Here is a 17,789-nt window from a genome sequence, read left to right as displayed (position 1 = left end):
CCGACGCCGATCCCGATCGTTGCAGCCAAGAGACGGTGGGCGCGGCGCAACCTAAAATCGGCCGCCCTTTTCCTTCTTGGCTTTTGCCCGTCGTCGGGCCGCACAGGCTGCATTTCACGCAACAACTCATGACCCCCAGCACCGGCCTGCGCATCGGCATCACCATCGGCCTGCACCACGAAGCCGAAACCCTCTGGAACAACGGCATCAAGCAGAACGCCGTGTTCCTGGCCGAAGCGCTCAAGCATTGCCCGAGCGTCGCCTCGGTCGTGCTGGTCAACACCACGGCCATTCCCATCACACCCGCCTTGCCATGGGACCAGTCCCGTTGGCCCACCGTGACCTTCGAGGCTGCGAAGGACAGCGTGGACGTGCTGATCGAACTCGGTGGCCAGATCGATGGCGCGCAGACCGACTACCTGAAGCAGCGCGGCGCACGCCTCGTGTCGTACTGCTGCGGCTTCGAGTACGTGCACGCCATGGAGTCGATGCTGTTCAACAAGCCCCTCTGGGGCCAGAACCTGTACGTCAACCAGCGCTACGACGACATCTGGATGGTTCCGCAGGTCGCCAACATCAGCCAGCCGTTTTTCGAGGTGCTGCGCCGCACGGAGGCCCGTCCCGTGCCTTTCGTCTGGAGCCCGGTGTTTCTCGACGAACGCAGCCGCGCCCTGCCCGATGCCGGCGTGTACCAGCCGCGCAGCGGGCCGCGCCGGCTCAGCGTGATGGAGCCGAACATCAACGTCGTGAAGTTCTGCCTCTATCCAATCCTCGTTGCCGAGCTGTCGTACCGCGCCCGGCCCGACGCCATCGCCCTGCTGCAGGTCACCAATTCCGAACGGATGGCCAAGGAAAACATGGAATTCATCACGCTGATGAACCAGCTCGACCTGGTCCGCCAGCACAAGGCGGTGTTCCTGGGCCGGCATGAAACGCCCGTGTTCCTGGCGCAGAACACCGACATCGTGGTGTCCCACCAGTGGGAGAACCCGCTCAACTACTTCTATCTGGAAACCTGCTGGCAGGGTTACCCGCTGGTGCACAACGCGCACCTGTGCGCCGACCTCGGTTACTACTACCAAGGCAACGACGTGGCAGCCGGCAGCGCCCGGGTGCTCGAAGCCATCGACACCCACGATGCCGAGGCCACCGCCTACCGCGAGCGCCAGCGCGGCCTGATCGACCGTTACCTTCCCGGCAACGCAGCGGCCACCGAGGTCTACAACCAGTTGCTGCTCGGCCTGATGCAGCGTCCTGCCCGATGAACGGACACCTTTTCCATGCTTGACCCTTCCGAGCTTCGGCAGTTTTTCCCGGTGGTCGTGTCACCCAGCCACGACGGCAAGTTCTTCCAGAACTATGTGACCTCGCTGCTGAACTTCGCGATCGAATCCGAACGCGCCGGCATGCGCATGCAGGTGCTGTTTCACCAGGGCGAGAGCCTTGTGACGCGCGCGCGGAACAACTGCGTGGCCCAGTTCCTTGCCAATCCGAACTGGACGCACCTGTTCTGGATCGACGCCGACATCGGTTTCTCGGCGCAAGCCGCGTTCCGGCTGCTGCTGTCGGGCTACGACATCGCGGCCGGCGTCTATCCGCTCAAGCGCGAGAACTGGCCCGCCGAAGGCGTGCCGGCAGGCACGACGCAGCAGCAGTTCGAAGCCACCTTCACCCGCTACACGGTCAACGCGAAGGCGTCCGAGCTCACTTCGCAGGTCGAACTCGAAGTGCAGCCCGACGGCTTCATGAAGATGACCGAGGCGCCGACCGGCTTCATGGTGATCAAGCGCGCCGTGTTCGAACGCCTCATCGCGAGCTATCCCGACCTGAACTACGTGCCCGACAGCATCGGCGAAACCGACCAGGGTCTGCACTACCGCTTCTTCGACGTGATGGTCGACCCCGAGACGCGCCGCTACCTGTCGGAAGACTACGGCTTCTGCCGCCTGTGGTCGGGACTGGGCGAGTCGATCTACATCGACGCGAACTCCAACCTGAGCCACCAGGGTGCCAAGATGTACCGCGGCGATTTCGCCAGCTCGCTGTTGACCTCGCTGCCGCACGCGGTGGGTGGCCCCGTCGGCGCGACGATGGTGCTCAAGGGCCACGAATACCTGCAGCCGAACCTGCCTGGCTGAGCCAGGCGCAGCACCCAAGAAAAAGCCCCGTCGAGACGGGGCTTTTTCAATGGACCTGCGGGATGAAGATCAGGCTGCCGCCGTCTCCGCCACCTTGTAGTCGTCGATCTTGTCGAAGTTCAGGTATTGGTAGATCTGGCTGCTCGACGCATCGAGCACGCCGGTTGCGGCCATGTATTCCTCGCGCGTCGGGATGCGGCCCAGCCGCGAGCAGATCGCAGCCAGTTCGGCCGAGCCGAGGTACACGTTCGTGTTCTTGCCCAGGCGGTTCGGGAAGTTGCGGGTGCTGGTCGACATCACCGTCGCGCCTTCGCGCACCTGTGCCTGGTTGCCCATGCACAGCGAGCAGCCCGGCATTTCGGTACGGGCGCCGGCATTGCCGAACACGCCGTAGTGGCCTTCTTCGGTGAGCTGCTGCGCATCCATCTTGGTCGGCGGCGCGATCCACAGCTTGACCGGGATGTCGCGCTTGCCTTCGAGCAGCTTCGATGCGGCGCGGAAGTGGCCGATGTTGGTCATGCACGAACCGATGAACACTTCGTCGATCACGGCACCGGCCACGTCGCTCAGCGTCTTCACGTCATCCGGATCGTTCGGGCAGGCCACGATGGGTTCGTGGATCTCGGCCAGGTCGATCTCGATCACGGCGGCGTAGTCGGCGTCGGCATCGCCCTTGAGCAGTTGCGGGTCCGCAAGCCAGGCTTCCTGCGCGGCGATGCGGCGTGCCAGCGTGCGGGCGTCGGCATAGCCTTCGGCAATCATCCACTTCATCAGCGTGATGTTGCTGTTGATGTACTCCTGGATCGGTTCCTTGTTCAGGTGCACCGTGCAGCCGGCGGCCGAGCGTTCGGCCGAGGCGTCGCTCAGCTCGAAGGCTTGCTCCACCTTCAGGTCGGGCAGGCCTTCGATTTCCAGGATGCGGCCCGAGAAGATGTTCTTCTTGCCTTGCTTGGCCACGGTCAGGAGACCCGACTTGATGGCGTACAGCGGAATCGCGTTGACCAGGTCACGCAGCGTGACGCCCGGCTGCATCTTGCCCTTGAAGCGCACGAGCACCGATTCGGGCATGTCCAGCGGCATCACGCCGGTGGCGGCCGCGAAGGCCACGAGGCCGGAGCCCGCGGGGAAGCTGATGCCGATGGGGAAGCGGGTGTGGCTGTCGCCGCCGGTGCCGACGGTGTCGGGGGTCAGCAGGCGGTTGAGCCAGCTGTGGATCACGCCGTCGCCCGGACGCAGCGACACGCCGCCGCGGGTGGCCATGAAGTCGGGCAGTTCGTGGTGCATCTTGACGTCGACCTTCTTCGGGTACGCCGCCGTGTGGCAGAACGACTGCATCACGAGGTCGGCCGAGAAACCGAGGCAAGCCAGGTCCTTCAGCTCGTCGCGCGTCATCGGGCCGGTGGTGTCTTGCGAGCCGACCGAGGTCATCTTGGGTTCGCAGTACGTGCCCGGGCGAACGCCCGTGCCTTCCGGCAGACCGCAGGCGCGGCCGACCATCTTCTGTGCGAGCGAGTAGCCCTTCTTGGTGTCGACCGGGCTGGTCGGCAGGCGGAACAGCGTGGAGACCGGCAGGCCCAGCGCTTCGCGCGCCTTGGCGGTCAGGCCGCGGCCGATGATCAGCGGAATGCGGCCGCCGGCGCGCACTTCGTCGAAAAGCACCTCGCTCTTGACCTGGAATTCGGCGATGACCTTGCCCTCCTTCAGCGCCTTGCCTTCGTAGGGACGCAGTTCGACCACGTCGCCCATGTTCATCTGCGCCACGTCGAGCTCGATCGGCAGTGCGCCCGAGTCTTCCATGGTGTTGTAGAAGATCGGCGCGATCTTGCCGCCGAGGCAGACGCCGCCGAAGCGCTTGTTCGGCACGAAGGGAATGTCTTCGCCGGTGAACCACAGCACCGAGTTGGTGGCGCTCTTGCGCGACGAACCCGTGCCGACCACGTCGCCGGCATAAGCCACGAGGTGGCCGCGCGCGCGCAGGTCTTCGATGAACTTCACCGGGCCGCGCTTGCCGTCTTCTTCGGGGACGATGCCGGGGCGGGCGTTCTTGTGCATCGCCAGGGCGTGCATCGGAATGTCGGGACGGGTCGTCGCATCGGGTGCGGGCGACAGGTCGTCGGTGTTGATTTCGCCAGCCACCTTGAAGATGCTGACGGTGATGCTCTCGGGCACTTCGGGGCGGCTGGTGAACCACTCGGCATCGGCCCAGCTCTGCAGCACGCCCTTGGCGTTGGCGTTGCCCTTGTCGGCCTTTTCCTTGACGTCGTGGAACTGGTCGAACATCAACAGGGTTTTCTTCAGGCCCTCGGCCGCCACGGCACCGACTTCGGCGTCGTCCAGCAGGTCGATCATCGGGCTGATGTTGTAGCCGCCGAGCATGGTGCCGAGCAGTTCGGTGGCACGGGCGCGCGAAAGAAACGCGCTCTTCTCGGTGCCATGCGCCACGGCGGCGAGGTAGCTCGCCTTGACCTTGGCCGCGTCGTCCACGCCGGCGGGCACGCGATAGGTGAGCAGGTCCAGCAGGAAGGCGCCGTCCTTTTCGTTCGCGCTCTTGAGGAGCTCGATCGCTTCAGAGGTCTGCTTCGCGCTCAGGGGCAGCGGCGGGATACCGAGCGCGGCGCGTTCGGCAACATGGTCAACGTAGGCTTGCAACATCTTCTTTTCTCCGGAAACTGACTGGCGGGTGTGCAGCGCGGCAAGCAAGAGCCGCGCCGCATCCCGTGGGGACTCTTACTTCTTGGCCGGGTCGGCGCCTTCGAAAAGGCTCTTCGGCGGGTTCTTCTTCATTTCTTCGGCAAACGCGACCTGGGCGGCCGTCTGGCACTCGTCGGCGATGCGCAGGCCCGCCTTCTGGTTCATCAGCATCGACTTGTTGCCCAGCTGGAGCCACATGGCGCCGGCACGCGGGTCTTCGAGGCGGATGGCGCCGGTGCGGCTTTCGACCGGGTGCATGCGGTACTTCAGGCCTTTGGTGGTCACGTTGAAGAAGCCGGGCTTCTTCTCGTCTTCGGTCACCGTCACGTCAGCGCCGAGTTCGCACTGGGCCTTGCCGGTGGACACGCGCTTGGCGACTTCCAGGTCGGCGTCGGTCAGCACGACATTGGTTTCGTCGGCGATCGGCGTGACTTCCTCGACGGCCTTGGCCGCCTTGCGGGTGACCTGGCGCTTGGGTGGGGCCTTCTTCTTTGCTTCGGTGGACTTGGCAGCCGGCTTGGCGGGCGCCGCGTTTTGTGCCATGGCACCGAACGGCAAAGCCAGGGCCAGTGCGGCGATCAGGGCAATTTTCTTCATGTGTGGGTTTCCTTGAGGCTGGGTTCGAAGGTTTCGTTTCAGGAGGCCGCGAATGCAAACCAGGCTTTCGCCTCGGAGGGCAACGCGCGCCCTGTTGCGTGGGCGCGCGTCAGGATCTGCCAGAAGTGGCGGTAGCTCGCGCGGTCGTGCAATGTGCCATCAATTTGTGTCGGAGCCCAATCGGCGGCTGCGGCTTTTGCAATGATTTGTGTAGCAACCTGGATCTGCGCCTCTTCGGGCGCGAAGGCCTCGAGGATGGGGCGGATCTGGTTCGGATGGATGCTCCACATGCGTGTGTAGCCGAATTCGGTGGCCGCCTTGCGGGCCGCGACGCGCATCGCGTCGGTGTCGTTGAACTCGGTCACCACGCAGTGCGAAGGCACCTTGCCGTAGGCGTGTGCCGCCGAGGCGATGGCCAGCTTGGCGCGCACCACGAGCGGATGGGTGAACTGGCCGGCCGCGCCCATGCCATCGGCGGGAATGGCGCCGGCATGCGCCGACACGAAATCCATCAAGCCGAAGCTGAGCGACTGCACGCGCGGATGCGCGGCGATTTCGAAGGCGTTATGCACCGCCAGGGGCGATTCGATCAGTACGTGAAGCGGCAGCGCGTCGGCATCGGCCGCTTCGAGCGCAGCCACGGCCTGCAACACGTCAGCCAGCGATTCGACCTTGGGCACCATCAGGTGACTCAGGCGCTGACCGGCGCGTCCGGCGATGGTGATCACGTCGCCGGCGAAGGCCGGGTGATCGACCGGGTGCACACGCACGCCAACGCGCATGCCCGGCTTCGCAGCCAGCGCCAGCTCGGTGACGAGCGCGGCATGCTCCGCCTCGCCGCCCACCGGGGCGCCGTCTTCGCAATCGAGGGTGACGTCGAACACGCAGGCGCCGAACTCCTCGGCCATCTCGGCCTGGAGCGCGAGGCTCTTCTTCATGCGCGCTTCGACGCCGCTGTAGTGGTCGCACACGGGCAGCGTCACGGCGCCGGCCTGCGCGCCGAGCAGCACTTCACCCGGGTGGACGGCTTTGGTCATGCTTTCTTCTGCGCCACGATGAACATGCGCGGGAAGGCAAGCAGCCGCTTGCCGTCGGTGCGCGCCGGATAGGCCTCGTTCACGCGACGTTCGTATTCGGCGAGGTAGCTCGCCTGCAGGTCGGGCGGCAGCCGGTCGACGAAGGGTTTCAGCCCCGTGCCGCGCACCCATTCGACGATGGAAGCTGCGTCGGCCATGCGGTGCTGATAGATCGTGTGCCAGACATCGACATTGGCCGCATGCGGCGCCAGGAGGTCGTAATAACCACCCAGCGGCAGCAGCTTGGTGCGCAGCCGGTCGGCATCGCCGATGGGCTCGGCCCAAGGCGCTTCGGCAGCGAGCGCGCGCATCAGGCGGTGCGTGGGCTCCTGGCGGTTGTCGGGCATCTGGACGGCGAGCACGCCGCCCGGGGCCAGCGCGTCGAACAGGCGCGGGATCAGCGTTTCGTGATCCGGCACCCATTGCAGGGACGCGTTGGCATAAATGAGGTCGGGCGCTTTGTCTTGCGGCGCCCAGGTCGCGATGTCGCTCAACTCGAAGCGCGCACTGGGCAGGCGCTCGCGCGCGCTGACCAGCATGGCTTCGGAGTTGTCGGTCCCGAGGGCCTCTGCCTTCGGGAACCGGTTGACCAGCAGTTCGGTGGAGTTGCCCGGCCCGCAGCCGAGGTCGACCACGCGGTCGGCTTCGGCCAATGGCACCCGCGCCAGGAGTTCCTGTGCGGGTCGTGTGCGCTCGTCCTCGTAGCGACGGTAGAGCGCGGGGTTCCAGTCGAGCATGCGGTCCGCTTTGCTTGGCTTACAGCAGGTGGGCGACGCCGGCGCGTTCGCCTTCGAGCTCTTCGAGGGTCTTGTTGATGCGTTCCTGGCTGAATGCATCGATTTCCAGGCCTTCGACCAGCTTGTACTCGCCGTTTTCGCAGGTGACCGGGAAACCGAACATCACGTCCTTCGGAATGCCGTACTGGCCATCCGACGGGATGCCCATCGTGACCCACTTGCCGTTGGTGCCCAGGGCCCAGTCGCGCATGTGGTCGATGGCGGCGTTGGCGGCCGAGGCAGCCGACGACAGGCCGCGGGCTTCGATGATGGCCGCGCCGCGCTTGCCGACGGTCGGCAGGAAGGTGTTGGCGTTCCATTCCTGGTCGTTGATCATCTTGGCGACGCTTTCGCCGTTGATGGTGGCGAAGCGGTAGTCGGCGTACATCGTGGGCGAGTGGTTGCCCCAGACGGTGAGCTTCTCGATGTCGGCCACGGCCTTGCCGGTCTTGGCAGCGATCTGGCTGGCGGCACGGTTGTGGTCCAGGCGCAGCATGGCGGTGAAGTTCTTGCGCGGCAGGTCGGGCGCGCTCTTCATGGCGATGTAGGCATTGGTGTTGGCCGGGTTGCCGACCACCAGCACCTTGACGTTGCGGCTGGCAACTGCGTTCAGAGCCTTGCCTTGCGCAGTGAAGATGGCGCCGTTGACGGCCAGCAGCTCGGCGCGCTCCATGCCGGGGCCGCGGGGGCGCGAACCGACCAGCAGGGCGTAGTCGGCGTCCTTGAAGGCGGTCATCGGGTCGCCGTGGGCTTCCATGCCGGCCAGCAGCGGGAAGGCGCAGTCGTCCAGTTCCATCATCACGCCCTTGAGCGCCTTCTGGGCCTTCTCGTCGGGGATTTCGAGCAATTGCAGGATGACCGGCTGGTCTTTGCCGAGCATTTCGCCGGAAGCGATACGGAACAACAGGGCGTAACCGATTTGACCGGCGGCACCGGTAACGGCAACGCGGACAGGCTTTTTGCTCATGGGAAGACTCCAGAAGGTGGTGAAACGGTGTCGGCGCTCTCGTGGGGCGCCAAGGTCCGACGGGGAAAACAGTGTCCCGCGGCGCGAGACCGGCCCGCATTTTAAGCCGATTCAATGAGCCTCGTCTTATGTCTTATATAAGATATCCTCGGGGGCGACGCCAAGGCGCACCCCACCGCTGCCATGAACACCCCCACCGCCCTCGACGAGCCCCCTACGCCGTCTACGCCGTCTACGCCGTCCTTCAGTCCGCTCTACCAGCAGATCAAGACATTGATCCTGCAGAGCCTGCAGGCGGGCGAGTGGAAGCCGGGCGAACCCATTCCGAGCGAGATGGACCTGGCCGTGCGCTATCGCGTGAGCCAGGGCACGGTGCGCAAGGCCATCGACGAACTCTCGGCCGAAAACCTGGTGGTGCGGCGCCAGGGCAAGGGCACCTTCGTCGCCACGCATGCCGAGCAGCATGTGCAGTACCGTTTCCTCAAGCTGGTGCCCGATGCCGGCGACCCGAACATCGAAGGCCCCGCCGAACGCACGATCGTCGACTGCAAGCGCCTGCGCGCATCGGCCGACGTGGCGCGCGCGCTCGGTCTTCGCACCGGCGACGCCGTGCTGCAGGTGCGGCGCGTTCTTGCCTATGCGGGCGTGCCGACCATCCTGGAAGACCTCTGGCTGCCCGGCGCGCCGTTCAAGGGACTCACGGCCGAGCGCCTGCGCGCATGGCCCGGCCCGATGTACGCGCTCTTCGAAACCGAGTTCGGCGTGCGCATGGTGCGCGCCGAAGAAAAAATCCGTGCGGTGCTGCCCGATGCGGAGCAAGCTGCGCTGCTCGCGGTGACGTCGCAGATGCCGTTGCTGAGCGTCGAACGCGTGGCGCACACGTATCACGACATGCCGATGGAGCTGCGCCGAGGCCTCTATCGCACCGACACGCACCACTATCGCAACCAGCTCGGCTGACGAAGCATCGACATGGACCACCGAACCAACCGCCTCGAAGCGCCCGCACTGCGCGCACAACACGCTACGAAGTCAATAGCATCCGACTGCTGCGGTGCGCCGACTCGAACGCGTCCGATACGCAATGGTGCATTGCAATAGAATTTTGCGTTGTTTGCATTTCCGCAGAAGAGAAACAAAAGCGTTCGCTCTCAGAACAAGCCACCAACAAGCCACGAAAGCCCCTCAATGACAGAGCTTGCATCTCCCCCCCGGCCACCGCGTCGCGAATTCCGAAACATCAATGCGTTCACCGATCTCACGACGTACCGGCTCCCGCCGGCCGGCATCGTGTCGATCCTGCACCGCGTCAGCGGCGTGCTGATGTTCCTGTTGCTGCCGTTCATCATCTGGATGTTCGACACCTCGCTCTCTTCGGACTATTCGTTCGCTAAATTCAAGGCCGCATTCAACAGCGGCCTTGGTTTCGTTCCGGGATGGTTTTTCAAGCTCGTCGCACTCGCGCTGATCTGGGCCTACCTGCACCACTTCATCGCGGGCCTGCGCCACCTGTGGATGGACGTGAGCCACGCCGCCGTGACCAAGGAGTTCGGCCACACGTCGGCCGTCGTCACGCTGGCACTGAGCGTCCTGCTCACCGTGGTGCTCGGCGCCAAGCTGTTCGGCCTGTACTGAGAAGGAGCCACCCATGTCTGTGAACTACGGCTCCAAGCGCATCGTCGTCGGCGCTCATTACGGTTTGCGCGACTGGCTCAGCCAGCGCATCACGGGCGGCCTGATGGCGCTCTTCACGGTCATCCTGCTCGCGCAGATGATCTTCACGCGCGGCCCCATCGGCTACGACCTCTGGGCCGGCATCTTCGCCGCGCAGTGGATGAAGGTGCTGACCTTCTCCGTGATCGTCTCCCTGCTCTATCACGTGTGGGTCGGCATGCGCGACGTGTGGATGGACTACGTCCAGCCCGTCGGCATCCGTCTCGTGCTGCAAATTTTCACCATCGTCTGGCTTGTCGGTTGTGCGGGTTGGGCCATTCAAGTGCTTTGGAAGATCTGACCTGACATCCCCACCATGACATATACAAAAGAACAAATCACCAAGCGCAAGTTCGACGTCGTGATCGTCGGTGCCGGCGGCTCCGGCATGCGCGCTTCGCTGCAACTGGCACGCGCCGGCCTCAACGTGGCCGTGCTCTCCAAGGTGTTCCCCACCCGTTCGCACACCGTCGCCGCGCAAGGCGGCGTGGGCGCATCGCTCGGCAACATGAGCGAGGACAACTGGCACTACCACTTCTACGACACGATCAAGGGTTCCGACTGGCTCGGCGACCAGGACGCGATCGAGTTCATGTGCCGCGAAGCACCGAAGGTCGTGTACGAGCTCGAGCACTTCGGCATGCCCTTCGACCGCAACCCCGACGGCACGATCTACCAGCGTCCGTTCGGCGGCCACACGGCCAACTACGGCGAGAAGCCCGTGCAGCGCGCCTGCGCCGCGGCCGACCGCACACCGGCCACGCGATGCTGCACACGCTCTATCAAAAGAACGTCGAGGCGCGCACCCAGTTCTTCGTCGAATGGATGGCACTCGACCTCATCCGTGACGACGAAGGCGACGTGGTCGGCGTGACCGCGCTCGAAATGGAGACCGGCGACCTGCACATCCTGCAGGCCAAGACCGTGCTGCTGGCCACCGGCGGCGCGGGCCGCATCTTCCAGGCCTCGACCAACGCCTTCATCAACACCGGCGACGGCTTGGGCATGGCCGCACGATCGGGCATTCCGCTGCAGGACATGGAGTTCTGGCAGTTCCACCCGACCGGCGTGGCCGGCGCCGGCGTGCTGCTGACCGAAGGCTGCCGCGGCGAAGGCGCCATCCTGCTCAACAGCAACGGCGAACGCTTCATGGAGCGCTATGCGCCCACGCTGAAGGACCTGGCACCGCGCGACTTCGTCTCGCGCTCGATGGACCAGGAAATCAAGGAAGGCCGAGGCTGCGGTCCCAACAAGGACTACGTGCTGCTCAAGCTCGACCACCTGGGCGCCGACACCATCCACAAGCGCCTGCCCTCGGTGTACGAAATCGGCGTCAACTTCGCCAACGTCGACATCACGAAGGAGCCGATTCCCGTCGTGCCGACCATCCACTACCAGATGGGCGGCATCCCGACCAACATCAACGGCCAGGTCGTCATCCAGAAGGGCGAGGACAACAGCGCCGTGGTGAACGGCCTCTACGCGGTGGGCGAATGCTCCTGCGTGAGCGTGCACGGCGCGAACCGCCTGGGCACGAACTCGCTGCTCGACTTGCTGGTGTTCGGCCGCGCGGCCGGCAACCACATCGTCGAGTTCAACGACAAGCTGAAGGAACACAAGGAACTCCCGAAGGATGCGGCCGACCGCACGCTGGAGCGCCTGAACCGCCTCGAATCGACCACCACCGGCGAGTACGCGCAGGACGTGGCCGGCGAGATCCGCGCCGTCATGCAGCAGCACGCAGCGGTGTTCCGCAAGCAAGCCTCGATGGACGAAGGCGTCGTCAAGATCGCCGCCGTGCGCGAGCGCGTCAATTCGATCGGCCTGAAGGACAAGTCCAAGGTGTTCAACACCGCCCGCATCGAAGCGCTGGAAGTCGACAACCTGATCGAAGTGGCGCAGGCCACGATGGTCTCGGCCGCCGCCCGCCGCGAATGCCGCGGCGCCCACACGGTGGAAGACTACGAGCGTCCCGCGGACGATCCGGTCGCACCGCTCGGCCGCGACGACGCCAACTGGATGAAGCACACGCTCTGGTACAGCCAGGACAACCGCCTCTCGTACAAGCCGGTCAAGCTGCAGCCGCTCACGGTGGCCTCGGTTCCGCCGAAGGTCCGCACGTTCTAAGTCACGGCTCACAGTCAGCCAATAAAAGCATTCACAAGGTCACTACGATGAAGCGCACATTCCAGATCTACCGCTACGACCCGGACAAGGACGCCAAGCCCTACATGCAGACCATCGAGATCGAACTCGACGGCCACGAACGCATGCTGCTGGACGCCCTGATGAAGCTCAAGGCGCAAGACCCGACGCTGTCGTTCCGCCGCTCGTGCCGCGAAGGCGTCTGCGGTTCCGATGCGATGAACATCAACGGCAAGAACGGCCTGGCCTGCCTCACCAACATGCTCACGCTCAAGGGCACGATCGTGTTGAAGCCGCTGCCGGGCCTGCCCGTCATTCGCGACCTGATCGTGGACATGACGCAGTTCTTCAAGCAGTACAACTCGATCAAGCCATACCTGCAGAACGACAACGTGCCGCCCGAGAAGGAACGCCTGCAGTCGCCCGAAGAGCGCGAAGAGCTCAACGGCCTGTACGAATGCATCCTGTGCGCGAGCTGCTCCACGAGCTGCCCGAGCTTCTGGTGGAACCCCGACAAGTTCGTCGGCCCGGCAGGCCTCCTGCAGGCCTACCGCTTCATCGCTGACAGCCGCGACGAAGCCACGGCCGAACGCCTGGACAACCTGGAAGACCCGTACCGCCTGTTCCGCTGCCACACGATCATGAACTGCGTCGACGTGTGCCCGAAGAACCTGAACCCCACCAAGGCCATCGGCAAGATCAAGGAATTGATGGTGCGCCGCGCCATCTGATCCTTCTTCAAGAAGAAACCACCATGCAAACCGCCGACGAACTCCAGCAGCCGCTCAGCGAACGTGCGCTGAGCAAGCTGAAATGGCGTTGCCGGCGCGGCCTGCTCGAAAACGACCTGTTCATCGCCCGCTTCTTCGAGCGGCACGAATCCCACATGACCAATGGTCAGGCGGGAGCGATGGAGACATTGATGGACCTGTCGGACAACGACCTCCTCGACCTTTTGCTGCGCAGGAAGGAGCCCGAGCCCGAATGGGCCGGTGCCGAGGTGGTCGCATTGCTGCAATTGATGCGCACCGACGGCGCCCAGCGCCCCGCAATTTCTCCTTCGTCCTGAATCCTCCTCTGAAAGTAAATCGAAATGAAAGCATCCGATACCAAGGCCACGCTGTCGTTCAGCAACGGCGGCGACAGCGTCGAACTGCCGATCTACAAGGGCACCGTCGGCCCCGACGTGATCGACATCCGCAAGCTGTACGCACAGACCGGCATGTTCACCTATGACCCGGGCTTCATGTCGACCGCCGCCTGCCAGTCAGCCATCACGTACATCGATGGCGACAAGGGCGAGCTGCTGTACCGCGGCTACCCCATCGAGCAGCTCGCGACCAACTGCGACTTCCTGGAAACCTGCCACCTGCTGCTGTACGGTGAACTGCCCGACGCCGGCAAGAAGGCCAACTTCACCAAGCTCGTGACGAACCACACGATGGTGAACGAGCAGATGCAGTTCTTCCTGCGCGGCTTCCGCCGTGATGCCCATCCGATGGCCATCATGACCGGCCTGGTGGGCGCGCTGTCGGCCTTCTATCACGACAGCACGGACATCAATAATCCCGAGCACCGCGAGATCGCCGCGATCCGCCTGATCGCGAAGATGCCCACGCTCGTGGCCATGGCCTACAAGTACACGATCGGCCAGCCGTACATGTACCCGAAGAACGACCTGAGCTACGCCGGCAACTTCCTGCACATGATGTTCGCCACGCCTTGCGAGGAGTACAAGGTGAACCCGGTGCTCGAGCGCGCGCTCGACCGCATCTTCATCCTGCACGCGGACCACGAGCAGAACGCCTCGACCTCGACCGTGCGCCTGTGCGGCTCGTCGGGCACCAACCCCTTCGCGGCCATCGCGGCCGGCGTGGCCTGCCTCTGGGGCCCGGCCCACGGCGGCGCGAACGAAGCAGCGCTCAACATGCTGTACGACATCCAGCGCGAAGGCGGCGTGGAAAAGATCGGCGAGTTCATCAAGAAGGTCAAGGACAAGAACTCGAACGTCAAGCTCATGGGCTTCGGCCACCGCGTGTACAAGAACTACGACCCGCGCGCCAAGCTGATGCAGGAAACCTGCAACGAAGTGCTGACCGAGCTGGGCCTGGAACAGGACCCGCTCTTCAAGCTGGCCAAGGAGCTGGAAAAGATCGCCCTCGAAGACGAGTACTTCGTCTCGCGCAAGCTCTACCCGAACGTGGACTTCTACTCGGGCATCGTGCAGCGCGCCATCGGCATCCCGGTGCCGCTGTTCACCGCGATCTTCGCGCTGGCCCGCACGGTCGGCTGGATCGCCCAGCTGAACGAAATGATCGGCGACCCCGAGTACAAGATCGGCCGCCCGCGCCAACTGTTCGAAGGTTCGCCCAAGCGCGATGTGAAGCCGATTTCGGCTCGCTGAGCGGTTCGCGAAACCCTCGCCCCTCAAAAAAGCTGCCTTCGGGCAGCTTTTTTTATTGCCCGTTCGAGATGCCTCTCTTCGCAGGCCGGCAGCAATGCCATCTCAGATGACGATGGCCACAGCAGGAAATAGGTAAGAAAATAGCCACCTCATCGCAAAACGCGATGCCCCACACCCCATGAGCACGTCCGAACGCAATTTCGCCCGCCGCATCGACCTCACGTCGTTGCAGTTGTTCGTGGCTGTTTGTGAACTGGGCAGCATTGGTCGCACGGCCGAGCGCGAATTCATCGCGGCATCGGCCATCAGCAAGAGGCTGTCGGACTTGGAGGCCACGCTGGGCACCACCCTGCTCTATCGGCATGCGCGCGGCGTGGACCTGACCCCGGCCGGTGAAAGCCTCCTGCACCACGCCCGCTCGGTGCTCTACAGCTTGGAGAAGATGCAGGGCGAGCTCAGCGAATACGCCGATGGCGTGCGTGGCCACGTACGGGTGCACGCCAACATCTCGGCCATCGTGCAGTTCCTGCCCGAGGACCTGGGCGTATTCACCCGGGCGCATGAAGCCATCAAGATCGACCTGGAGGAGCACCTGAGCAGCGAGGTGATCCGCGCGGTGCAGGAAGGCGCGGCCGACCTCGGCGTGTGCCATGTGGCGGGCGGCGCGGGCGAGTTGCAGAGCCTGTCGTACCGGCACGACCGCCTCGCGCTGATCGTGCCCACGGGGCATGCGCTGGCGTCGCACGGCGCCGTCGACTTCATCGACTCGCTCGACTTCGACCACGTCGGCCTGCACACCAACAGCTCGATCTACGTCGCGATGCACGAGGCGGCGCTGGGCGCGGGGCGCAGCGTCAAGCTGCGCATCCACGTCACCGGCCTCGATGCCATGTGCCGGATGATCGAGAACGGCCTGGGCATCGGCGTGATGCCGCAGCGCGCCTTCGAACTCATGCAGAACGGCATCGGCCGCGGCCTCGTGAGTGTGGCGCTCAACGACGCCTGGGCGGCGCGCGAAATCCGCCTCGTGGCGCGCGACTTCTCCACGCTGCCGGTGGCGGCGCGCACGCTGGTGAACCACCTGCACGCGGCGGCCGATTCTGCCGACGCTCCCGAACAGCTCGCGGCCCGGGCCGCATAGACAGACAATCCATTTCCCCACGAAAGAAGAGACCGACATGGCACGCACGCTCTACGACAAGATCTGGGACGAACACGTCGTCCACACCGAGGAAGACGGCACCGCGATCCTCTACATCGACCGCCACCTGGTGCACGAAGTCACCAGCCCGCAAGCCTTCGAAGGGCTGCGCGAAGCGGGCCGGAAGCTCTGGCGCATCAGCTCTGTAGTGGCCACCGCCGACCACAACACGCCGACCACCGGCTGGGAACGCGGCTACGAAGGCATCGCCGACCCGACCAGCAAGGAGCAGGTCACCACGCTGGACAAGAACATCGCGGAATTCGGCGCCGCCGCTTTCTTTCCGTTCCTGAGCAAGCGCCAGGGCATCGTGCACGTGATCGGCCCGGAGTCGGGCGCGACGCTGCCGGGCATGACGGTCGTCTGCGGCGACTCGCACACCTCCACGCACGGTGCGTTCGGTGCGCTCGCGCATGGCATCGGCACCAGCGAGGTCGAGCACGTCATGGCCACGCAGACGCTGCTGGGCAAGAAGGCGAAGAACATGCGGGTGAAGGTCGAAGGCAAGCTGCCCCTCGGCTGCACCGCCAAGGACATCGTGCTGGCCATCATCGGCAAGATCGGCACCGCCGGCGGCACGGGCTACACCATCGAATTCGCGGGCTCCGCCATTCGCGACCTGAGCATGGAAGGCCGCATGACGGTCTGCAACATGGCCATCGAGGCCGGCGCGCGCGCCGGGCTGGTGGCGGTCGACGAAAAGACCATCGCCTACATCAAGGGCCGCCCGCTCGCCCCGACCGGCGTGGAGTGGGAGCAGGCCGCCACCTACTGGCGCACGCTGCAGTCCGACCCCGGCGCGGCCTTCGACGCCGTGGTCGAGCTCGACGCCGCGCAGATTCCGCCGCAGGTCACCTGGGGCACCTCGCCCGAGATGGTGGTCGACATCAACGGCCGCGTGCCCGATCCCGACAAGGAAAAGGACGCCAGCAAGCGCGGCGCCATCGAGCGTGCGCTGGTCTACATGGGCCTGGAGCCGAACAAGGCGATGAACGACATCTTCATCGACAAGGTGTTCATTGGCTCGTGCACCAACAGCCGCATCGAAGACATGCGCGAAGCCGCTGCAGTCGTGAAGAAGCTCGGCCAGAAGGTCGCCAAGAACGTGAAGCTCGCGATGGTCGTTCCCGGCTCCGGCGTGGTGAAGGAACAGGCCGAGCGCGAAGGCCTGGACGTGATCTTCAAGGCCGCAGGCTTCGAATGGCGCGAACCCGGCTGCTCGATGTGCCTCGCGATGAACGCCGACCGGCTCGAACCCGGCGAGCGCTGCGCATCGACCTCGAACCGCAACTTCGAAGGCCGCCAGGGCGCCGGTGGCCGCACCCACCTCGTGAGCCCGGCGATGGCCGCCGCTGCCGCCGTGCACGGCCATTTCGTCGACGTGCGCACCTTCGCCTGACCTGGAGACATCACATGCAGAAATTCACCGTGCACAAGGGCCTCGTGGCCCCCATGGACCGCGAGAACGTCGACACCGACGCGATCATTCCCAAGCAGTTTCTCAAGTCGATCAAGAAGACCGGCTTCGGCGTGAACCTGTTCGACGAATGGCGCTACCTGGACGCCGGCTTCCCGGGCCAGGACCCGGCCACCCGCAAGCCGAACCCCGACTTCGTGCTGAACCAGCCGCGCTACGCAGGCGCCTCGGTGCTGCTCGCGCGCAAGAACTTCGGCTGCGGCTCATCGCGCGAGCACGCGCCGTGGGCGCTGGATCAGTACGGCTTTCGCGCGATCATTGCGCCGAGCTATGCGGACATCTTCTTCAACAACAGCTTCAAGAACGGCCTGCTGCCGATCGTGCTGTCCGAAGCACAGGTCGCACAGTTGTTCGATGAGGCCTTTGCCTTCCCGGGCTACTCGCTGACCATCGACCTGGAGCGCCAGGTGGTCGTGAAGCCGGACGGCGGTGAGCTCGCGTTCGACGTGCAGGCTTTCCGCAAGTACTGCCTGATCAACGGCTTGGACGACATCGGCCTCACGCTGCGCCACAAGGACAAGATCAAGGCCTTCGAGACCGAGCGCCTGGCGCAGAAGCCGTGGCTCGCGCACACGATGATCTCGTGATCAGCCTCACCATTTCC

General features: G+C 64.7%; 16 protein-coding genes and 1 pseudogene. 12 read left to right on the top strand and 5 right to left on the bottom strand.

Annotated elements, in window-relative coordinates:
• The first annotated feature begins 128 nt into the window (after window positions 1–128).
• Complete coding sequence (locus QF040_RS32975) at window positions 129–1,265, top strand: DUF2827 domain-containing protein (RefSeq protein WP_429614407.1); 1,137 nt, start codon at window positions 129–131, stop codon at window positions 1,263–1,265.
• Between the two features lie 15 nt (window positions 1,266–1,280).
• On the top strand, window positions 1,281–2,138 hold the full coding sequence (locus QF040_RS32970; RefSeq protein WP_429614406.1) for a hypothetical protein: 858 nt from the start codon (window positions 1,281–1,283) through the stop codon (window positions 2,136–2,138).
• Between the two features lie 69 nt (window positions 2,139–2,207).
• Here QF040_RS32970 and QF040_RS32965 read toward each other — a convergent pair whose 3' ends face one another.
• From QF040_RS32965 to QF040_RS32945, 5 genes are all read right to left on the bottom strand, one after another.
• Window positions 2,208–4,790, bottom strand: coding sequence for a bifunctional aconitate hydratase 2/2-methylisocitrate dehydratase (locus QF040_RS32965; RefSeq protein ID WP_429614405.1), 2,583 nt, complete (start codon window positions 4,788–4,790; stop codon window positions 2,208–2,210).
• Between the two features lie 75 nt (window positions 4,791–4,865).
• Window positions 4,866–5,426, bottom strand: a complete 561-nt coding sequence (locus tag QF040_RS32960; protein WP_429614404.1) for a hypothetical protein — start codon at window positions 5,424–5,426, stop codon at window positions 4,866–4,868.
• Window positions 5,427–5,464: 38 nt separating this feature from the next.
• Entirely contained in the window at window positions 5,465–6,463 is a 999-nt protein-coding gene (locus tag QF040_RS32955; protein WP_429614403.1) for an HpcH/HpaI aldolase/citrate lyase family protein, read from the bottom strand.
• On the bottom strand, window positions 6,460–7,239 hold the full coding sequence (tam, locus tag QF040_RS32950; RefSeq protein WP_429614402.1) for a trans-aconitate 2-methyltransferase: 780 nt from the start codon (window positions 7,237–7,239) through the stop codon (window positions 6,460–6,462). The genes QF040_RS32955 and tam overlap by 4 nt, the downstream gene beginning before the upstream one ends.
• A 19-nt stretch (window positions 7,240–7,258) precedes the next feature.
• Window positions 7,259–8,245, bottom strand: a complete 987-nt coding sequence (locus tag QF040_RS32945) for a malate dehydrogenase (protein ID WP_042578072.1) — start codon at window positions 8,243–8,245, stop codon at window positions 7,259–7,261.
• Between the two features lie 183 nt (window positions 8,246–8,428).
• On the opposite strand from QF040_RS32945, the gene QF040_RS32940 reads away from it, so the two are divergent.
• The 10 genes and pseudogenes from QF040_RS32940 to leuD all read left to right on the top strand — a co-directional run bounded on the left by QF040_RS32940 (window position 8,429) and on the right by leuD (window position 17,772).
• A complete protein-coding gene (locus QF040_RS32940; protein ID WP_429614401.1) occupies window positions 8,429–9,205 on the top strand; it encodes a GntR family transcriptional regulator in 777 nt (258 codons plus the stop codon).
• A gap of 228 nt (window positions 9,206–9,433) precedes the next feature.
• Window positions 9,434–9,880 (top strand): succinate dehydrogenase, cytochrome b556 subunit, encoded by a 447-nt coding sequence (gene sdhC, locus QF040_RS32935; RefSeq protein WP_306879728.1) that lies wholly within the window; start codon window positions 9,434–9,436, stop codon window positions 9,878–9,880.
• Between the two features lie 13 nt (window positions 9,881–9,893).
• A complete protein-coding gene (sdhD, locus tag QF040_RS32930) occupies window positions 9,894–10,259 on the top strand; it encodes a succinate dehydrogenase, hydrophobic membrane anchor protein (protein WP_013540025.1) in 366 nt (121 codons plus the stop codon).
• A gap of 15 nt (window positions 10,260–10,274) precedes the next feature.
• Window positions 10,275–12,085 (top strand): annotated as a pseudogene (gene sdhA, locus QF040_RS32925) (succinate dehydrogenase flavoprotein subunit).
• Window positions 12,086–12,132: 47 nt separating this feature from the next.
• Entirely contained in the window at window positions 12,133–12,834 is a 702-nt protein-coding gene (locus QF040_RS32920) for a succinate dehydrogenase iron-sulfur subunit (RefSeq protein ID WP_013540023.1), read from the top strand.
• A gap of 23 nt (window positions 12,835–12,857) precedes the next feature.
• Window positions 12,858–13,172: a succinate dehydrogenase assembly factor 2 gene (locus QF040_RS32915; protein ID WP_013540022.1), complete on the top strand. Its 315-nt coding sequence runs from the start codon at window positions 12,858–12,860 to the stop codon at window positions 13,170–13,172.
• A gap of 24 nt (window positions 13,173–13,196) precedes the next feature.
• On the top strand, window positions 13,197–14,507 hold the full coding sequence (gene gltA / locus QF040_RS32910; RefSeq protein WP_306879734.1) for a citrate synthase: 1,311 nt from the start codon (window positions 13,197–13,199) through the stop codon (window positions 14,505–14,507).
• Between the two features lie 178 nt (window positions 14,508–14,685).
• The gene (locus QF040_RS32905; RefSeq protein ID WP_429614400.1) at window positions 14,686–15,648 is read left to right on the top strand and encodes a LysR substrate-binding domain-containing protein; all 963 of its coding nucleotides are present in this window, start codon (window positions 14,686–14,688) and stop codon (window positions 15,646–15,648) included.
• A 37-nt stretch (window positions 15,649–15,685) separates the two neighbouring features.
• Window positions 15,686–17,107, top strand: a complete 1,422-nt coding sequence (gene leuC / locus QF040_RS32900; RefSeq protein ID WP_429614399.1) for a 3-isopropylmalate dehydratase large subunit — start codon at window positions 15,686–15,688, stop codon at window positions 17,105–17,107.
• Between the two features lie 14 nt (window positions 17,108–17,121).
• Window positions 17,122–17,772: a 3-isopropylmalate dehydratase small subunit gene (gene leuD, locus QF040_RS32895; RefSeq protein WP_306879740.1), complete on the top strand. Its 651-nt coding sequence runs from the start codon at window positions 17,122–17,124 to the stop codon at window positions 17,770–17,772.
• The last annotated feature ends 17 nt before the right edge of the window (window positions 17,773–17,789 follow it).

This window comes from Variovorax sp. W2I14, from assembly GCF_050435205.1.
GTDB lineage: Bacteria > Pseudomonadota > Gammaproteobacteria > Burkholderiales > Burkholderiaceae_C > Variovorax > Variovorax paradoxus_C.
The sequence above is the reverse complement of the archived record's forward strand: the minus strand, read 5'-3'. Positions and strand labels throughout refer to the sequence as shown.